The organism is Lentzea kristufekii, from assembly GCF_033949925.1.
Taxonomy (GTDB): Bacteria; Actinomycetota; Actinomycetes; order Mycobacteriales; family Pseudonocardiaceae; genus Lentzea; species Lentzea kristufekii.
Genome location: NZ_JAXAVV010000020.1, coordinates 35,399 through 49,780, shown reverse-complemented (window position 1 = coordinate 49,780; position 14,382 = coordinate 35,399). Strand labels below are relative to the sequence as shown.

Here is a 14,382-nt window from a genome sequence, read left to right as displayed (position 1 = left end):
TCCTCCTCGACCTTAGCTACATCGGCAGGTCGGGCGGCAGCTGCAGGGCGATGGTGATCAGCGAGTGGACCCGGTTCGCGATCACCGACAGCAGGCCGTGCATCTCCGGGGACGCGGCGTCGGCGGCTTCCTGGAGCGTGCGCAGGTCCGTGTCGATCTGCCCGAGCACCGCCGCGGTGTCGGCGGGACCGGCCGTGAACGCACGGGCGATGTCCTCCAGGGGAAGACCGTGGACCTCCAGGCGTTGTACGAGGTGGATGCGCTCCACGTCGTCGCCGCGGTAGAGGCGGTAGTTGCTCGCGGTGCGCTGGGCGGGGCTGATCAGGCCCAGTGTCGTGTAGTAGTCGACGGTGCGGATGCTCACGCCGGCGCGGGCGGCGAGCTCGCCGATCTTCAGCAGTGCTTCGGACATGGCGATGACCTCCCGTCACCGCGAACCATACAGTGCTACGTGCTACTGTTGGTACATGTCCGAAGAAGCCGATGTAGACGGCTGTAGTACGTGGCCGGGTGCGTCTTGTTGATCGCATCCGGCTTGCTCGCCATCGTGGCCCTCACCGTGGCCACCGGCTATTTCGTCGCGCAGGAGTTCGCGTACATGGCGGTCGACCGCGGCCGCCTGCAGCAGTTGGCCGAGGGCGGCTCGAAGGCCGCCGAACGTGCCTACCGCGTGACCCAGAAGCTCTCCTTCATGCTGTCCGGCGCCCAGTTCGGCATCACGGTGACGGCGCTGCTCGTGGGATACGTGGCCGAGCCGTTGCTCGGCACGGGCCTCGGTGTGCCGGGCTCGATGGTGATCGCGCTGGTCTTCGCGACCTTCGTGCAGATGGTGCTCGGTGAGCTCCTGCCGAAGAACCTCGCGATCGCGCGGCCCGAGAAGCTGGCCCTGGCCCTGAGCTCCTCCACGCTGCTCTACCTGAAGATCGCCGGACCGGTGATCCGGCTGTTCGACGCGGCCGCGAACCGGCTGCTGCGCGCGCTCGGCATCGAGCCCGTCGAGGAACTGCCGCAGGGTGCGACGCCCGAGGACTTCCGGCAGATCGTCGAGGAGGCGGGGGAGCAGGGACACCTCGACCCCGAGCTCACCCGGCTGCTGGAGCACGGCATCGGGTTCCGCGAGCTCGTCGCGGAACAGGCGATGACGCCCCGCGTGAACGTCCACACCGTGCGGTTCGACGAACCCGCCGCGCGCGTGGTGTCGTTGCTGGACACCGGCAACTCGCGTTTCCCGGTGGTCGGCGAGGACCTGGACGACCTGCGCGGTGTCGTCGGGCTGGCCGAGGTGCTGACGCTGCCGCCGGAGAAGCGTTCCTCGACGGAGATCGAGAAGATCGCCTCGCCCGCGCTCGTCGTCCCGGCGACGCTGCCGTTGCCCGCGGTGCTGGAGAGGCTGCGCACCGAACGCCGCCAGCTCGCCTGCGTGGTCGACGAGTTCGGCGGGTTCGCCGGCGTGATCTCGCTGGAGGACCTGGCCGAGGAGCTCGTCGGTGAGATCCACGACGAGGACGACCGAGTGGCCGAGATGATCGAGAAGGTCGGCGACGACTGGCGCGTGCCCGGCCGCATGAGGCTGGACGAGGTCGAGGACGCCACCGGCGTGGAACTCCCGGAAGACGACGCCTACGACACGGTGTCCGGTCTGGTACTGCATCAGCTGGGCAGGGTGGCCCAGGCCGGAGACGAGATCGAGATGAACGGCGTGCGGCTGGTCGTCACGACGGTGGCGCGCAACGTGCCCGACTCGGTGGTGCTGTCCCGATGAGCATCGTCATTTCCGTCGTGCTGCTGGCGTTGAACGGCTTCTTCGTGGCCGCGGAGTTCGCGTTGATCGCGGCGAAGCGGCACCGGCTGGAGCAGGCCGCCGAGACGTCACGGGCGGCGCGTGCCGCCGTGGCAGGCGTCCGCGAGCTGTCGCTGATGCTCGCGGGTGCCCAGCTCGGCATCACGCTGTGCACCCTGGGCCTGGGCGCGCTGGCCAAACCGGCCGTCGCGGACCTGCTGGAACCGGCGCTCCGCCTGACCGGCCTGCCGGAGGCGTTCGCCTACGGCATCGCGTTCGCGATCAGCCTGGTGCTGGTGGTGTTCCTGCACATGGTCGTCGGCGAGATGGCCCCGAAGTCGTGGGCCATCGCGAACCCCGAGCGGTCCGCGCTGATCCTGGCGCTGCCGTTCCGCGCGTTCGCCCGCTCGGTCCGCTGGCTCCTCAGCGGACTGAACGGCGTCACGAACTCGCTGCTGCGCCTGATGAAGGTCGAGCCGCAGGACGAGCTGGCGCAGGCGCACCGGCCGGACGACCTGCGGATGCTGCTGCGCCAGTCCGCCGAGCACGGCCTCATCCCCGAGGCCCAGCAACGGTTGCTGACGAGGATGCTGCAGGTGCAGCGCACGACCGTGAGCGAGGTGATGGTGCCGATCGAGGAGACGTCGACGGTCACCGAGCACACCACCGCACAGGAGATCGAGCGCCGCAGCCTCCAGTGTGGACGGTCGCGCTTCCCGGTCACCGACCAGCGCGGCGACTACGTCGGACTCGTGCACATCCGCGAGGCCATGCGCGCCACGGACCGCGGCGAGGACCTGCCCGCCCGCGAGCTGATGGGCCCGGTGCTGACGCTGCCCGCGTCGATGCCGGTGGCCCAGGCCGTGACGGCGATGCGCGAAGCACGAGCACAACTAGCGCTAGTCGCCGACGACTCGGCCGTGACGACGACGCGCGACGCACGAGCACAACTCACCCTGGCTGCCGATCATGCGAGTTCGCGTCGGTCCTCCGGTCGCCTCTTCGGGTCAACCGCCGAAGGCGATTCGGGCCGAAGCGGTGGCCGGACGGCCGACTTGCCGGCGAACGAGCCGCCGTCTCCGGAGGAGCGGCCAATTTCCGGTATTGCCGCACTCGAAGACCTCCTCGAAGAGCTGATCGGCGACTTCGAGGACGAAACCGACACCCGTCCGGTCGGCGTCCGCTGACCGGAGTTTCCCAGGGAGGAAACACACATGTTCAAACGGATGCTCAGCGCCTTCGGCGTCGGCGGCCCGTCGGTCGACACGGTGCTGGACTCGCCGCACGCCACGCCCGGCCAGCTCGTCACCGGGCAGGTGCGCATCCAGGGTGGCAGCGCGGACGCCGAGATCGGCCAGGTCGTGCTGTCGCTCGTCACCCGCGTCGAGGTCGAGCACGGTGACCACGAGTACGGCGGCGTGTCGGAGTTCCTGCGGGTCGTCGTGCAGCAGGGTGTGCGGGTCGGGGCCGGTCAGCTGGTCGCGATCCCGTTCCAGCTGCCGATCCCGTGGGAGACCCCGATCACCGCGGTCGGCGGCGGCCAGCTGCCCGGCATGACCGTGGGCGTGCGGACCGAGCTCGTGATCGCGGGCGCGCCGGACAAGGGCGACCTCGACCCGATCCTGGTCCACCCGCTGCCGTCGCAGGACGCGGTGCTGAACGCCTTCGGGCAGCTCGGGTTCTCGTTCCGCAGCGCGGACGTCGAGGCCGGCCGCCTGCACGGCGTGCCGCAGGAGCTCGGTTTCTACCAGGAGATCGAGTTCTTCCCGCCGGCCCAGTTCGCCGGTGCCGTCCAGCAGGTCGAGCTGACGTTCGTGGCGTCGCCGCACGAGCTGTTCGTGATCCTGGAGGCCGACAAGCGCGGCGGGATGTTCTCGTCGGGCGGTGACGCGTTCGGGCACTTCCGGCTCTCGCACCAGGAGGCGCAGGTCGCCGACTGGGCTTCGTCCATCAACGGGTGGCTGTCCCAGGTGGCGCAGCGTGGCGGCGGCATGCACGGCTACGGCCAGCACGGTCACCACGGCGGCCACCACGGCCGGGGCGGCATGGGCATGGGCACGGTCGTCGCGGCCGGTGCCGCCGGTGTCGTCGGCGGCATGGTCGTCGGCGAGATGATGGACGACGCGTTCGAGGACTTCGGCGACTTCGGCGGCGAGTGACTTCAGCGGTGAGTGACTGAGTTTCCGTTTGCGTTCCTCCTCCCGGGGTAACCGCGTCGTGCGTCAAGCAGTCGGCGTTGTTACCCCGGTGGATGGAGGGCGGTGACGACGTGATTGCGCTTGATTACGCGCTTAGGGTCACGCGGGAACTGGGCTTGAGCGGTGAGTCCTCGTGCGTGGACCAGCTCAAGCCTCTGCGGGTGTACATAGCCGTGGACGGCCGGTTGCCCGGACATCCCGACCGCGATGTCGCCCTGCTGTGGACCGAGTGCCACGGGTGGGCGATCGCTCTTGAGGACGGTGCCGAGCTGACCGTGGTGGCCCATCTGGGTGGAGCCGTGGAGCCGCCGCCTCGCACTGTCGCCCGCTGGGTGCGGCGTCAGTTCGCCAACACCAGCTCATCGGACGTCGCGAGTCCGGCGGTGCACGCCGGTCAGGTGGCCTGACCGAACGCCGAAAGGTCCGTCGCGCCCGTGATCAGGTGGGCACGACGGACCTTTGTGAGCGGGATCAGCCGACGCTGACCGGCTCCTGCCTGTCCTTCTTCTCGATCTCGTCGAGCGCGGTGCCCTCGACGTCGAGCTCCGGCAGCCAGCGCAGGAACTTCGGCAGCCACCAGGCGCGCTCACCGAGCAGGGCGAGTGCGGCCGGCACGAGCACCATGCGGACCACGAACGCGTCCACGAAGATGCCGACGGCCAGGGCGAAGGCGATCGACTTCACGGTCGCCTCGCCGGCGGGGACGAAGCCCGCGAACACCGAGAACATGATCAGTGCGGCGGCCACGACGACCGGCGCTGCCTGGCGGAAGCCCGTGGTGATGGCCTCGATGGGCTTGGCGCCGCGGTGGTGCGCCTCGTGCATCCGGGACACCAGGAAGATCTGGTAGTCCATGGCGAGGCCGAACAGGATGCCGATCACCAGGATCGGTGTGAGGCTGATCAGCGGGCCGGTGCTGTCGAGGTTCACCGCGCCGGCGAGCCAGCCCCACTGGAACACCGCGACCGTGGCACCGAGCGACGCGCCGATGGTGAGCAGGAAGCCGAGCACGCCGACCAGCGGCACGAGCAGCGAGCGGAAGACCAGGATCAGCAGCACGAGCGCCAGGCCGACGACGACCGCGAGGTAGATCGGCAGGGCCTTGTCCAGGGACGTGGCCACGTCGACGCTGACCGCGGTGGCGCCGGTGACGTAGGCCTTGCCGCCCTCCACACCGGACAGTTCGGCGCGCAGGTCGGCGACGAGCTTCTCGGTCTCCACGGTGTCCGGGCCGGACTTCGGGATCACGGTGACCAGCGCGGACTTGCCGTCCTGGCTCGGCTGGGCCGGCGTCACCATGGCGACGTCGGACAGCTTCTGGATCGGCTTGGACGCCTCGGTGGCCGTCGCGGCGGCGCCGTCACCCTCGAACAGGACGATGATCGGGCCGTTGAAGCCCTCGCCGAAGCCCTTCGCGAGGATCTGGTCGGCGCGTTCCTGCGTGGAGCCGGTCGGCGGCTTCTGGATCAGCGTGGTGTCCATGGACGCCACCGGGATCGCGACGATGCCGAGCGCGACGACCGAGAGCAGCAGCGCGACGACGCGGTTGCGGGTGACCGCACCGCCCCAGCCGCGGATGACACCGCGGTCCTTGGGCTCCGAGGCCTCGGCCGCACGTTCCTTGCGCGTGAGCACGCGGCGGCCGAGCAGGCTCAGCACCGCGGGGACCAGCGTGATGGCGATCAGAACCGAGACGACGATCGTGGCGGCGGCGGAGACGCCCATCTGCGTGAGGAACGGGATGCCCGCGATCGCGAGGCCCACGAGCGCGATCACCACGGTGAGCCCGGCGGTGACGACGGCGGACCCGGCGGTGCCGACCGCGGTCGCGACGGCGTGGCCCACGTCGGAACCGCGGCGCAGCTCCTGGCGGTAGCGGTTGATGATGAACAACGCGTAGTCGATGCCGACCGCGAGTCCCAGCATCGAGGCGAGGATCGGCGTGGTCGACTGCAGGTCCATGAACCCGGTGGCGATCGTGATGCCGAGCGTGCCGATGCCGACGCCGATACCGGCGCTGAGCAGGTTCATGCCCGCGGTCACGAGCGAGCCGTAGGTCAGCGCGAGCACGACCAGCGCCAGCACGACACCGATGGCCTCGGTGGGCCCGCCGACGTGCGGCGTCTCCTGCATCGCGGTGCCGGTGACCTCGACGGTCAGGCCGGCCGCACGCGCCTTGTCGACGGCCTTGGTCAGCTCGGCGCGCTGCTCGGCGGTGACCTCACCCGGCTTCACGTCGTAGGTGACGGTGCTGTAGCCGACGTTGACGTCGCGGTTGACGCTGGGCGCCGCCGGGTCGAGCGGGTTCGTCGCCGACCGCACGCCCTTCAGCGCGGACTCGTCGGCCACCAGGTCGGTGATCGCCTTGACGTGCTGCGGCAGCTTCTGACCGTCCGGAGCCTGCACGACGACCTTGGCCGACGCGGTCTCACCGGAGCCGAACTTCTCCTGGATGCGCTCCAGGGCGGTGGTCGACTCCTGGCCGGGGATGGACATCGAGTTGGACGTCTCACCGCCGAGCGTGAACGCGCCGACACCGGAGCCGATCAGCACGAGCAGCCAGATCAGGACGACGGGGAGACGGCGCCGGTAGGTGCCCATTCCCAGTTTGTAGAGCAGTTTCGCCATGATGGTCAGGCCTCCTGGTGCCCGAGTGCGTCGTAGCAGGTAGCGAGGATCAAGGGACGCCAGGTCGTCTTGTCACCCTCCTGGTTGGCCAGAAGGGTGAGCACGGCCATGGCGCTCAGCGCGCCGACGATCCGGATCGCGCGGGGCAGTTCTTTCTCGGGGTCGATGACGAACATCTCGTTGAGGAGCAGCTCGTCCTGCGCCTGCTGCGGGTCCTCACCGGGCGCCGTCATCGTCCGGAACAGCAGCGAGACCAGTCCTGGCCGGTCCAGTGCGTGGTCGGTCAGCAGTTCCAGCGCCCGCCGGTCCCGCTCGGGCCCGGCGGGCAGCGGCGAGACCTGGTCGAGAACGTGCATCGTGAGCACACGGCTCTGCTCCCACGCCGCTTCGAAGAGAGCGTCCTTGCTCGGGAAGTGGTGCAGGAGGCCGGCCTTGGACAAGCCGACAGCGTCCGCGAGCGACTTCAACGAGGTCTGCTCGAAGCCGTGCCGCGCGAAGAGCGCGGCGGCGGCGTCGAGGATCTTCTCGTCGACCCCGGTCCTGGGCTGTCGTGGCATGAATTCGACTTTACGGCGTTCACCGACCGATTCGGTAGGTTTACCGACCGAAATGGTCGGTGGCGTTCGTCACCACAATGGGTGAGTGATCGAGATGCAGGCGGTCGTCGAGGTGACCGGTGGTGACGTCGTTGCCCTGTCCGGGCGGGACGGAGGTGCGTGACACCGGGGCCGGGGTGCGGGTCGGACCCGGCTGCTGCGCCGGGCTGGAGAGCTGGCGCGAGCGGGCGAGGCTGCTCGACGGCGAGGTGCCGTGGCTCGGGCATTCGCCGACATCCGGAGTGGAGTTCGCCGCCGGGTGGTGAGAGTGCGGCCGGACGAGGAGAGCCGTGAAGCCGCACGGCCTGGGCGGCGCGCTGGCCGCGCGGTTCGACGAGGACTTCGTCATCAGCGCGCCTCTGTGAGAATGGGCCGATGTTCGTCTTCGACGCGGAACTCTGGATCTGGGACGCCCGCCGCACGGATACCTGGACCTTCGTGACGCTGCCCGAGGACGTCTCGGACCAGATCCGCGACATCGCCACGCCCGGTGCCGGCTTCGGCGCGGTCAAGGTGCGCGTCGGGGTCGGCGCGAGCAACTGGTCGACGTCGGTGTTCCCGGACAAGCAGTCCGGTTGCTACGTGCTGCCGATCAAGGCGGCGGTGCGCAAGAAGAACGGCGTCGGGCCGGGTGACGTCGTCGAGGTGACCGTCGAGGTCGTCTAGAGGGTCCAGTCGATGTCGGCGTAGATCGCGGCGTGGTCGCTGGCCGCGTGCACCTCGTTGGTCATGGTTTCGTAGACGTCCCAACGGTTCTTCGTGCGCGGGCCGCGCCACACGCCCTTGCGGAAGATGCCGCCGCCGGTGGCCTTCGCGAACAGTTCGGGGGTGAGCAGGACGTAGTCGATCTTGCCCTTCTCGTTCACGCCGCGGTACGTGCCCATGCGGTGGTCCCAGTCGAAGTTCTCGTGCTCGCTGATGTCCCGCAGGCCCGTGCGCTGGAACAGCGGGCGCAGCGCTTCGCTGTCCGCGGTGTCGTTGAGGTCGCCGACGACGGCGATGTGCTCGTGGCCCTCGTCGCGCAGCCGGTTCACGATGCGGGCGATGCGGACCGACTGGCGGAACCGGCGGCGGGCGCCGATCGGGTCGCCGGGAGCGCCGTAGCCCTTGGACTTCAGGTGGTTCACGAGCAGGACGACCTCGGGGCCGGCGGGGGTGCGGACGTGGTACTCGGCGCAGTCGCGGGAGAAGATGACGCCCGAGCTGTCCTTCGCGTACACGTGCGTGCGGATCGTGATGACCTGATGTTCGTCCCGTGTGAGCAGTCCGACGTTGATGCCGCGCTCGTCGTTGCCGTCGATGAGGTGGACTTCCTCGTACGGGGTCCAGCCGACGTGCTTGAGCATGCTGGCGGAGAACATGTGCAGCAGTTCGCGCGACTCGGCCTCGACCACGCCGAGGACGTGGGCGCCGACGTCGCGCATCACCTGTGCGGTGTGGCGCGTGGCGAGTTCGCTGATGGGTTCGGTGGTGAGCTCCACCCAGCCGACCCAGGACTCGCGACCGCTTGCCACGACTGAGGTTTCGCCGGTGCGGTGGCGCGCGAGGAACCGGCCGCGGATGCGTCGCAGGATCGCGTACTTGCTGCGGTCACTCCTGAGCAACTCCAGTGTCGCCAGGTGTTCCTTGAGCTCTTCCTTGACTTCCGGCAGGTAGGTCTCGGCGGCGATGAGTTCGTTGAAACGGGCGTGGGCGGCCAGGATCGGAGCCGCGTGCTTGGTCGCGTTGCGGCCCATGACCTTCGGGCGCTCGAACATGTTCTCCACGTTGAACGAACCGATTCGCGTGGTGCTCACACACTCCAGGGTCGCATGTGGAGGAACGTGTTCGCCCTGGTCCGCTCGGGTGATCTTTCACTGCGCCGATGGTGGAGGGCCCCCGTGGCTGGGCTGCCGGAAGGTGGTGGGGCCCTCCAGGTATCGGCTGCTACCCGATCACGGGCAGCTGGCGCGGTTCAGGATCGACACCTTGTTCGGGTTGCCGTTGTCGATCTCCTTGCTGGACTTCTTCTTCGCGGGAGCCACGAAGCACTTGTTGAAGCGCTCGCCGCTCTCTCGCACGAACTCCAGCTCGATCGCGCGAGCCTGGTTGCAGTGGTTGTTGTAGTAGACCGTCGTGGTGACGCTGCCGTCGCCCCAGGAGATGTTGATCTTCTGGTCGGCCGGCGAGACGCACTTGGCCGACTTGCGGTGCACCGCCTGGACGGACACGTCACCGGAGGTCTCCGCGCCGGCCGTCACGGGAGCGATCCCCGTCAGTGCGAGCCCCAGACCCGCGGCGGCCAGTACGAGATTGCGAGACTTCACGAAATACCCCTCGATCTTTCTATTTCGGGAGATGTCCCTGCGAGCCGTTCGGCCCGCGACCACGACGTTGCCCTTTTGATCAAGGACGAACCTAGGATGAACCTTGAATCCACTGGCTGAGGGGTGATCTTGGAGTTCGGGCTGCTCGGTGCCGTCGAGGTGCGCGACCGGGGTGAGGTGGTCGAGATCGGCCACGTCCGGCAACGGTCTGTGCTGGTCGCGCTGCTGGTGGAGGAGGGACGGCCGGTTCCGGTCGACCGGCTGCTCGACCGCGTCTGGGGTGAACGGGCGCCGCTGCGAGCGCGCGAGACGCTGTACGGCTACGTGTCCAAGCTCCGCAAGCTGCTCGATCTCGACATCGAGCGCTCACCGGCGGGATATCGGCTCGAAGTAGATCCATCACGAGTGGATTTGTTCCGCTTCAGGGCTTTTGTACGTGATCGCGACTTCGACGCCGCACTCGGGCTGTGGCGCGGAGAGGCGCTCGACGGGCTCGAGTCGCCGTGGTTCGACGCGCTGCGCGAGAGCCTGCACGCCGAACGCCTCGCCGCCGAACTGGACCGCAACGACGTGGCGCTCGCGGACGGCCGGCACGCCGCGCTGCTGCCGTCGTTGCGGCAGCTGGCCGACGCACTGCCGCACGACGAACGCCTTGCCGCGCAACTGATGCTGGCGTTGCACCGGTCGGGCAACGACGCGGAGGCGTTGCGGCACTACGAGATCGTGCGCCGCCGCCTCGCCGACGAGCTCGGCGCCGACCCGAGCAGGCCGTTGCAGGACGTGCACCAGCGGATCCTCGTCGGCAGTGTGGAGGAACGCCCTGCCGGTCCACGTCAGCTGCCCGCACCGCACCCGTGGTTCACCGGTCGCACCGGTGAGCTCGCCGCGCTGGATTCGCCCGGCACGGTCGTGATCACCGCGATCGGCGGGACGGGCGGCATCGGCAAGACCGCGCTGGCGCTGCACTGGGCACATCGGCACCTCGACGAGTTCCCGGACGGCCAGCTCTACGTGAACCTGCGCGGCTTCGACCCGTCCGCCGAGCCGACGCCGCCCGAGACCGTGCTGCGCGAGTTCCTGGAGGCGCTGGGGGAGGAGACCATCCCGGTGGGCCTGGACGCACGGGCCGCGCGCTACCGCAGCGTGGTCGCGGGGCGGCGCCTGCTGGTGGTGCTCGACAACGCCCGCTCGACGGAGCAGGTCGTGCCGCTGCTGCCCGGCTCCGACGCGACGGTGCTGGTCACGAGCCGCCTCAAGCTCGCGGGGCTGGTGGCCGCGCACGGAGCGCGGTCCGTGTCGCTGGACGTGCTGCACGCGGCCGACGCCCGCGAGTTCCTCGTGGCGAGGCTGGGCGCCGAGCGCGTGGCGGCCGAACCCGCTGTGGTCGCCGACCTGGTGAGCTGGTGCGGCGGACTGCCGCTGGCGCTGTCGATCGTCGCCGCGCGGGCCGCGATGGAACCGGACTTCCCCCTGGCCGCGTTCGCCGCGGAACTGCGTGAGCAACCCCTGGACGCGCTGGACGCGGGCGAGATCGGCACGAACCTGCGGGCGGTGTTCTCCTGGTCCGTGGCGGCGCTCTCGGACGAGGCGGCGCGCGCGTTCGGCCTGCTCGGCACCGCCGGCACCGCGGACGTGAGTCTCGCGGCAGCGGCGGCGCTGCTCGACCGCCCCGTCACGCGGGCGCGAATGGTGTTGCGGGAGCTGGAGAACGCGCACCTGGTGCAGCAGCACGTGCCCGGCCGGTACCGGATGCACGACCTGGTCGGCCTGTACGCGGCGGACCTCCCCGCCGATCCGGGGTCGCGGCTCGCCGACTTCTACGCCGCCACCGCACGGGCCGCCGCGCTCACGCTGGAGCCGCACAAGGTGTTGCCGGAGCGCGAAAGCGGCCACGCGCTCACCTTCGACACCAACGCGGAGGCGATGGCCTGGTTCGACGCCGAGCACGCCTGCCTGATGACCGAACAGCGACAAGCGCTGGGGCGCAAGGACTTCGACGCGACGTGGCTGATCGGCCGCGCGCTGAACAACTACCACCTCCGGCGGGGCCGCACCTCCGACGACATCGTCGCCTGGCTGACGGCGTTGCGCGCCGCGGAGGCGCTGGGAGACCCGATCAAGCAGTCCACCGCGCACAGGTGTCTCGGCGCCGACTACATCGAGATGGGCCGGGCATCGTTGGGGCACAGCCACTTCGAACGCGGCCTGGAACTGGCCGCGGGCACCGGCGACCACGAGGCGCACGGCGGCGCGCACCGGGCGATCGCGTGGGCGGCGGAGTTCGTGGGCGACCTGGAGAGGGCGCTGGAGCACTCGCTCGCCGCGCTGGAGGAGTTCCGCGCGGCCGGGACGGAGATCCGCGTCGCCGAGTCGCTGAACGAGGTCGGCTGGCGCTACGCCTGCCTGGGCCGCTACGCCGAGGCCCGCACGTTCTGCGAGGAGGCCATGCTCCTCAACGACAAACTCGGACACGCCGAGGGCTGCGCGGCCACCCTCGACAGCCTCGCGCACATCGCGCACCACGACGGCCGCCACGCCGACGCCGTCGCGCACTACGGCGAGGCGCTGGCGCTGTACCGGGAGCTGGACAACTCCGCCGAGCAGGCCGTTGTCCTGGAACACCTGGGCGACGTGCACGCTGCGGCGGGGGAGACCGAGCAGGCGCGCGAGCAGTGGGTCCGGGCGTTGGAGCTGTACCGGGAACAGGGTCGCGACACGCAGGCCGCGGCCCTCGAAGCACGGCTCTAGACGCGGCTCATCTGGCGGCCGCTCTCGATCAGCTCGTCGGTGAACGAGTCGAGCGCCTGCCCGAAGTCGCGCTGGTCCGGCTCGTGCCAGTCCTCCAACTGGTCGAGCAGCCAGCACCGCCACGCCTGCACGAGCTGGGCGAAGACGTCCGCGCCCCGGTCGGTGAAGCGGTAGCCGTCGTCGCCGAACGCCAGGTGCCCCGACCGCACCAGGGCCTGCGCGGTCGGTTCGAAGATGCCGCCGGGCACCTTCGTCATCTCCGCGATCTCGTCGAGCGTGGCCACGCCGTCGTCCGTCGACGCGCGGTACACCCGGCCGAGCAGCCACGCCTGTTCCAGCGGCAGGCCGACGCCGGACCGCCGCAGCACCGCCGGGCCGGGGTCCTCGTCGGACCTCGCCACCACGGTGGACACCAGTGTGCGCAGCTCGTCGTAGGAGTTCGACGGCGGTGCGGCGAAGCTCTCGCCCACGCCGCTGTTGCCGGCCGCGGCGGCACGGGACGTGTCGCGCAGCTGCACCTGCGGCAGGAAGAACGCGACGGCCAGGGCCACGAGCCCGATCGGCGCGGCGAACAGGAACATCATCTGCACGGTCTCGGCGTACCCGGCGACGATCGGCGTCCTCAGGGCGTCCGGCAGCGCGTGGACGGCGGCGGGGCTCGCGATGGCGCGCGGGTCGACGCCCTGGGGGACCACCAGGTGTTTCGGCAGCTGGTTCGCGTAGATCGTGCCGAAGATCGCGACACCGAACGAGCTGCCCATCGTGCGCAGGAAGCTGATGCCGGACGTGGCGACGCCGAGGTCGGTGTAGTTCGTGGTGCTCTGCACGACGATCACCGGCACCTGCATCACCAGGCCGATGCCCGCGCCCAGCACCATCATGAACGCGCCCATCTCCCAGTAGCTGGTCGACGCGTCCAGCAGGGACAGCAGGAACAGGCCGATGGTGAGCCCGACCGAGCCGATCAGCGGGAAGATCCGGTACTTGCCGGTGCGGCTGATCGTGTTGCCGGTGAGCAGCGCCGTGGCCATGAGCCCGGCGATCAGCGGCAGCATCCACAGCCCCGATGCGGTGGCCGACTCGCCGCGCACGTACTGCAGGTAGATCGGCAGGTAGGTGATGCCTCCGAGCATCGCGAACCCGACGACGAAGCTCAGGATGCCCGAGACCGTGAACACCCTGCTGCGGAACAACCTCATCGGCAGCATCGGCTCGGCCGCCCGCTGTTCCACCAGCACGAACGCGACCAGCAGCACGATCGAGCCGGCCGCCATCCACAGGATCGTCGGTGACGTCCACGCGTACTCGGTGCCGCCCCAGCTCGTGACCAGCGTCAGCCCGGTCGCCGCCAGCGCGATCAGCGCGATGCCGACGTAGTCGATCTTCGGGCGGCCCTCCGCCCTGGTGGTGGGCAGCGCGGCGATCGCCACCAGCACCACCGCGATGCCGAGCGGGATGTTCACGTAGAACGCCCAGCGCCAGCTCAGGTGGTCGACGAACAACCCGCCGAGCAACGGCCCGGCGACCGTCGCGATGCCGAACACCGCGCCCGCGAACCCCTGGAACTTGCCGCGTTCCTTCAACGGCACGACGTCCGCGATGATCGCCGTCGAGGTGACCATCAACCCGCCGGCACCCAGCCCCTGCACCGCGCGGAACGCGATGAGCATGCCCATCGACTCCGACCAGCCCGCGAAGAACGACCCGACCAGGAACAGCGCGACGCTGATGACGAACGTCTTCTTGCGCCCGTAGAGGTCGCCGAACTTGCCGATCAGCACCGTCATGATCGTCTCGGCGAGCAGGTACGACGTCACCACCCACGACAGGTGCGCGCCGCCACCCAGGTCGGCCACCATCGTGGGCAGCGCGGTGGACACGATGGTCTGGTCCAGAGCTGCCAGCAGCATGGCGAGCAGGACGGCCGCGACGACCAGGTTCCGCCTGCGGGTGTCGATCATCTCGGGCACGCAGGCGATGGTCGCGCAGGTCGGGCCGGCTCGCAGGGGGAGGAACACGATGGGGGCCAAGGCCGCGCTGGTGGCGTTCGGCGACGTGCGGGCGGCGTTGCGAGGCGGTGGTGTGCCGGAGCACGTCCTGGAGTTCGTGGGGAGCGTCCGCTGAAG

The 14,382-nt window shown here is 69.8% G+C and carries 14 protein-coding genes; 8 read left to right on the top strand and 6 right to left on the bottom strand.

Translation table 11 applies throughout. The features are described 5' to 3' along the window. Positions 1-16 precede the first annotated feature (16 nt). Complete coding sequence (locus SK571_RS33255) at positions 17-412, bottom strand: helix-turn-helix domain-containing protein (RefSeq protein WP_258948440.1); 396 nt, start codon at positions 410-412, stop codon at positions 17-19. Between the two features lie 108 nt (positions 413-520). Here SK571_RS33255 and SK571_RS33250 point away from each other — a divergent pair, with 108 nt between their 5' ends. The 4 genes from SK571_RS33250 (at position 521) to SK571_RS33235 (ending at position 4,385) form a co-directional block, all read left to right on the top strand. After that, entirely contained in the window at positions 521-1,762 is a 1,242-nt protein-coding gene (locus SK571_RS33250) for a hemolysin family protein (RefSeq protein ID WP_319988063.1), read from the top strand. Then, positions 1,759-2,967 (top strand): hemolysin family protein, encoded by a 1,209-nt coding sequence (locus SK571_RS33245; RefSeq protein ID WP_319988062.1) that lies wholly within the window; start codon positions 1,759-1,761, stop codon positions 2,965-2,967. The genes SK571_RS33250 and SK571_RS33245 overlap by 4 nt, the downstream gene beginning before the upstream one ends. Before the next feature lie 27 nt (positions 2,968-2,994). Then, the gene (locus SK571_RS33240; RefSeq protein WP_319988061.1) at positions 2,995-3,939 is read left to right on the top strand and encodes a sporulation protein; all 945 of its coding nucleotides are present in this window, start codon (positions 2,995-2,997) and stop codon (positions 3,937-3,939) included. A 92-nt stretch (positions 3,940-4,031) separates the two neighbouring features. Next, the gene (locus SK571_RS33235; RefSeq protein ID WP_319988060.1) at positions 4,032-4,385 is read left to right on the top strand and encodes a DUF6292 family protein; all 354 of its coding nucleotides are present in this window, start codon (positions 4,032-4,034) and stop codon (positions 4,383-4,385) included. 64 nt (positions 4,386-4,449) lie between these two features. On the opposite strand, the gene SK571_RS33230 is transcribed toward SK571_RS33235, so the two are convergent. Then, positions 4,450-6,606: an MMPL family transporter gene (locus tag SK571_RS33230; RefSeq protein ID WP_319988059.1), complete on the bottom strand. Its 2,157-nt coding sequence runs from the start codon at positions 6,604-6,606 to the stop codon at positions 4,450-4,452. Between the two features lie 5 nt (positions 6,607-6,611). Continuing rightward, on the bottom strand, positions 6,612-7,163 hold the full coding sequence (locus tag SK571_RS33225) for a TetR/AcrR family transcriptional regulator (RefSeq protein ID WP_319988058.1): 552 nt from the start codon (positions 7,161-7,163) through the stop codon (positions 6,612-6,614). Positions 7,164-7,285: 122 nt separating this feature from the next. Here SK571_RS33225 and SK571_RS33220 point away from each other — a divergent pair, with 122 nt between their 5' ends. Continuing rightward, a complete protein-coding gene (locus tag SK571_RS33220; protein ID WP_319988057.1) occupies positions 7,286-7,468 on the top strand; it encodes a hypothetical protein in 183 nt (60 codons plus the stop codon). A gap of 109 nt (positions 7,469-7,577) precedes the next feature. Next, positions 7,578-7,868, top strand: coding sequence for a DUF1905 domain-containing protein (locus SK571_RS33215; protein ID WP_319988056.1), 291 nt, complete (start codon positions 7,578-7,580; stop codon positions 7,866-7,868). Here the strand turns inward: SK571_RS33215 and SK571_RS33210 are convergent. Together SK571_RS33210 and SK571_RS33205 are read right to left on the bottom strand one after the other, a co-directional pair. Then, positions 7,865-8,998, bottom strand: a complete 1,134-nt coding sequence (locus SK571_RS33210; protein WP_319988055.1) for an endonuclease/exonuclease/phosphatase family protein — start codon at positions 8,996-8,998, stop codon at positions 7,865-7,867. The genes SK571_RS33215 and SK571_RS33210 overlap by 4 nt on opposite strands. A gap of 138 nt (positions 8,999-9,136) precedes the next feature. After that, the gene (locus SK571_RS33205) at positions 9,137-9,508 is read right to left on the bottom strand and encodes a hypothetical protein (RefSeq protein ID WP_319988054.1); all 372 of its coding nucleotides are present in this window, start codon (positions 9,506-9,508) and stop codon (positions 9,137-9,139) included. A gap of 129 nt (positions 9,509-9,637) precedes the next feature. On the opposite strand from SK571_RS33205, the gene SK571_RS33200 reads away from it, so the two are divergent. After that, positions 9,638-12,256 (top strand): AfsR/SARP family transcriptional regulator, encoded by a 2,619-nt coding sequence (locus SK571_RS33200; RefSeq protein WP_319988053.1) that lies wholly within the window; start codon positions 9,638-9,640, stop codon positions 12,254-12,256. Here SK571_RS33200 and SK571_RS33195 read toward each other — a convergent pair. Beyond that, on the bottom strand, positions 12,253-14,217 hold the full coding sequence (locus SK571_RS33195) for an MDR family MFS transporter (protein WP_319988176.1): 1,965 nt from the start codon (positions 14,215-14,217) through the stop codon (positions 12,253-12,255). The two genes, SK571_RS33200 and SK571_RS33195, sit on opposite strands and share 4 nt — an antisense overlap. On the opposite strand from SK571_RS33195, the gene SK571_RS33190 reads away from it, so the two are divergent. Beyond that, entirely contained in the window at positions 14,207-14,380 is a 174-nt protein-coding gene (locus tag SK571_RS33190; RefSeq protein ID WP_319988052.1) for a hypothetical protein, read from the top strand. The two genes, SK571_RS33195 and SK571_RS33190, sit on opposite strands and share 11 nt — an antisense overlap. The last annotated feature ends 2 nt before the right edge of the window (positions 14,381-14,382 follow it).

Bases quoted from the DNA above. Each gene is read 5' to 3' on its own strand.
- SK571_RS33255 (WP_258948440.1), bottom strand. From the start codon at position 412: ATGTCCGAAGCACTGCTGAAGATCGGCGAGCTCGCCGCCCGCGCCGGC.
- SK571_RS33245 (WP_319988062.1), top strand. From the start codon at position 1,759: ATGAGCATCGTCATTTCCGTCGTGCTGCTGGCGTTGAACGGCTTCTTC.
- SK571_RS33240 (WP_319988061.1), top strand. From the start codon at position 2,995: ATGTTCAAACGGATGCTCAGCGCCTTCGGCGTCGGCGGCCCGTCGGTC.
- SK571_RS33235 (WP_319988060.1), top strand. From the start codon at position 4,032: ATGGAGGGCGGTGACGACGTGATTGCGCTTGATTACGCGCTTAGGGTC.
- SK571_RS33230 (WP_319988059.1), bottom strand. From the start codon at position 6,606: ATGGCGAAACTGCTCTACAAACTGGGAATGGGCACCTACCGGCGCCGT.
- SK571_RS33225 (WP_319988058.1), bottom strand. From the start codon at position 7,163: ATGCCACGACAGCCCAGGACCGGGGTCGACGAGAAGATCCTCGACGCC.
- SK571_RS33215 (WP_319988056.1), top strand. From the start codon at position 7,578: ATGTTCGTCTTCGACGCGGAACTCTGGATCTGGGACGCCCGCCGCACG.
- SK571_RS33195 (WP_319988176.1), bottom strand. From the start codon at position 14,217: ATGATCGACACCCGCAGGCGGAACCTGGTCGTCGCGGCCGTCCTGCTC.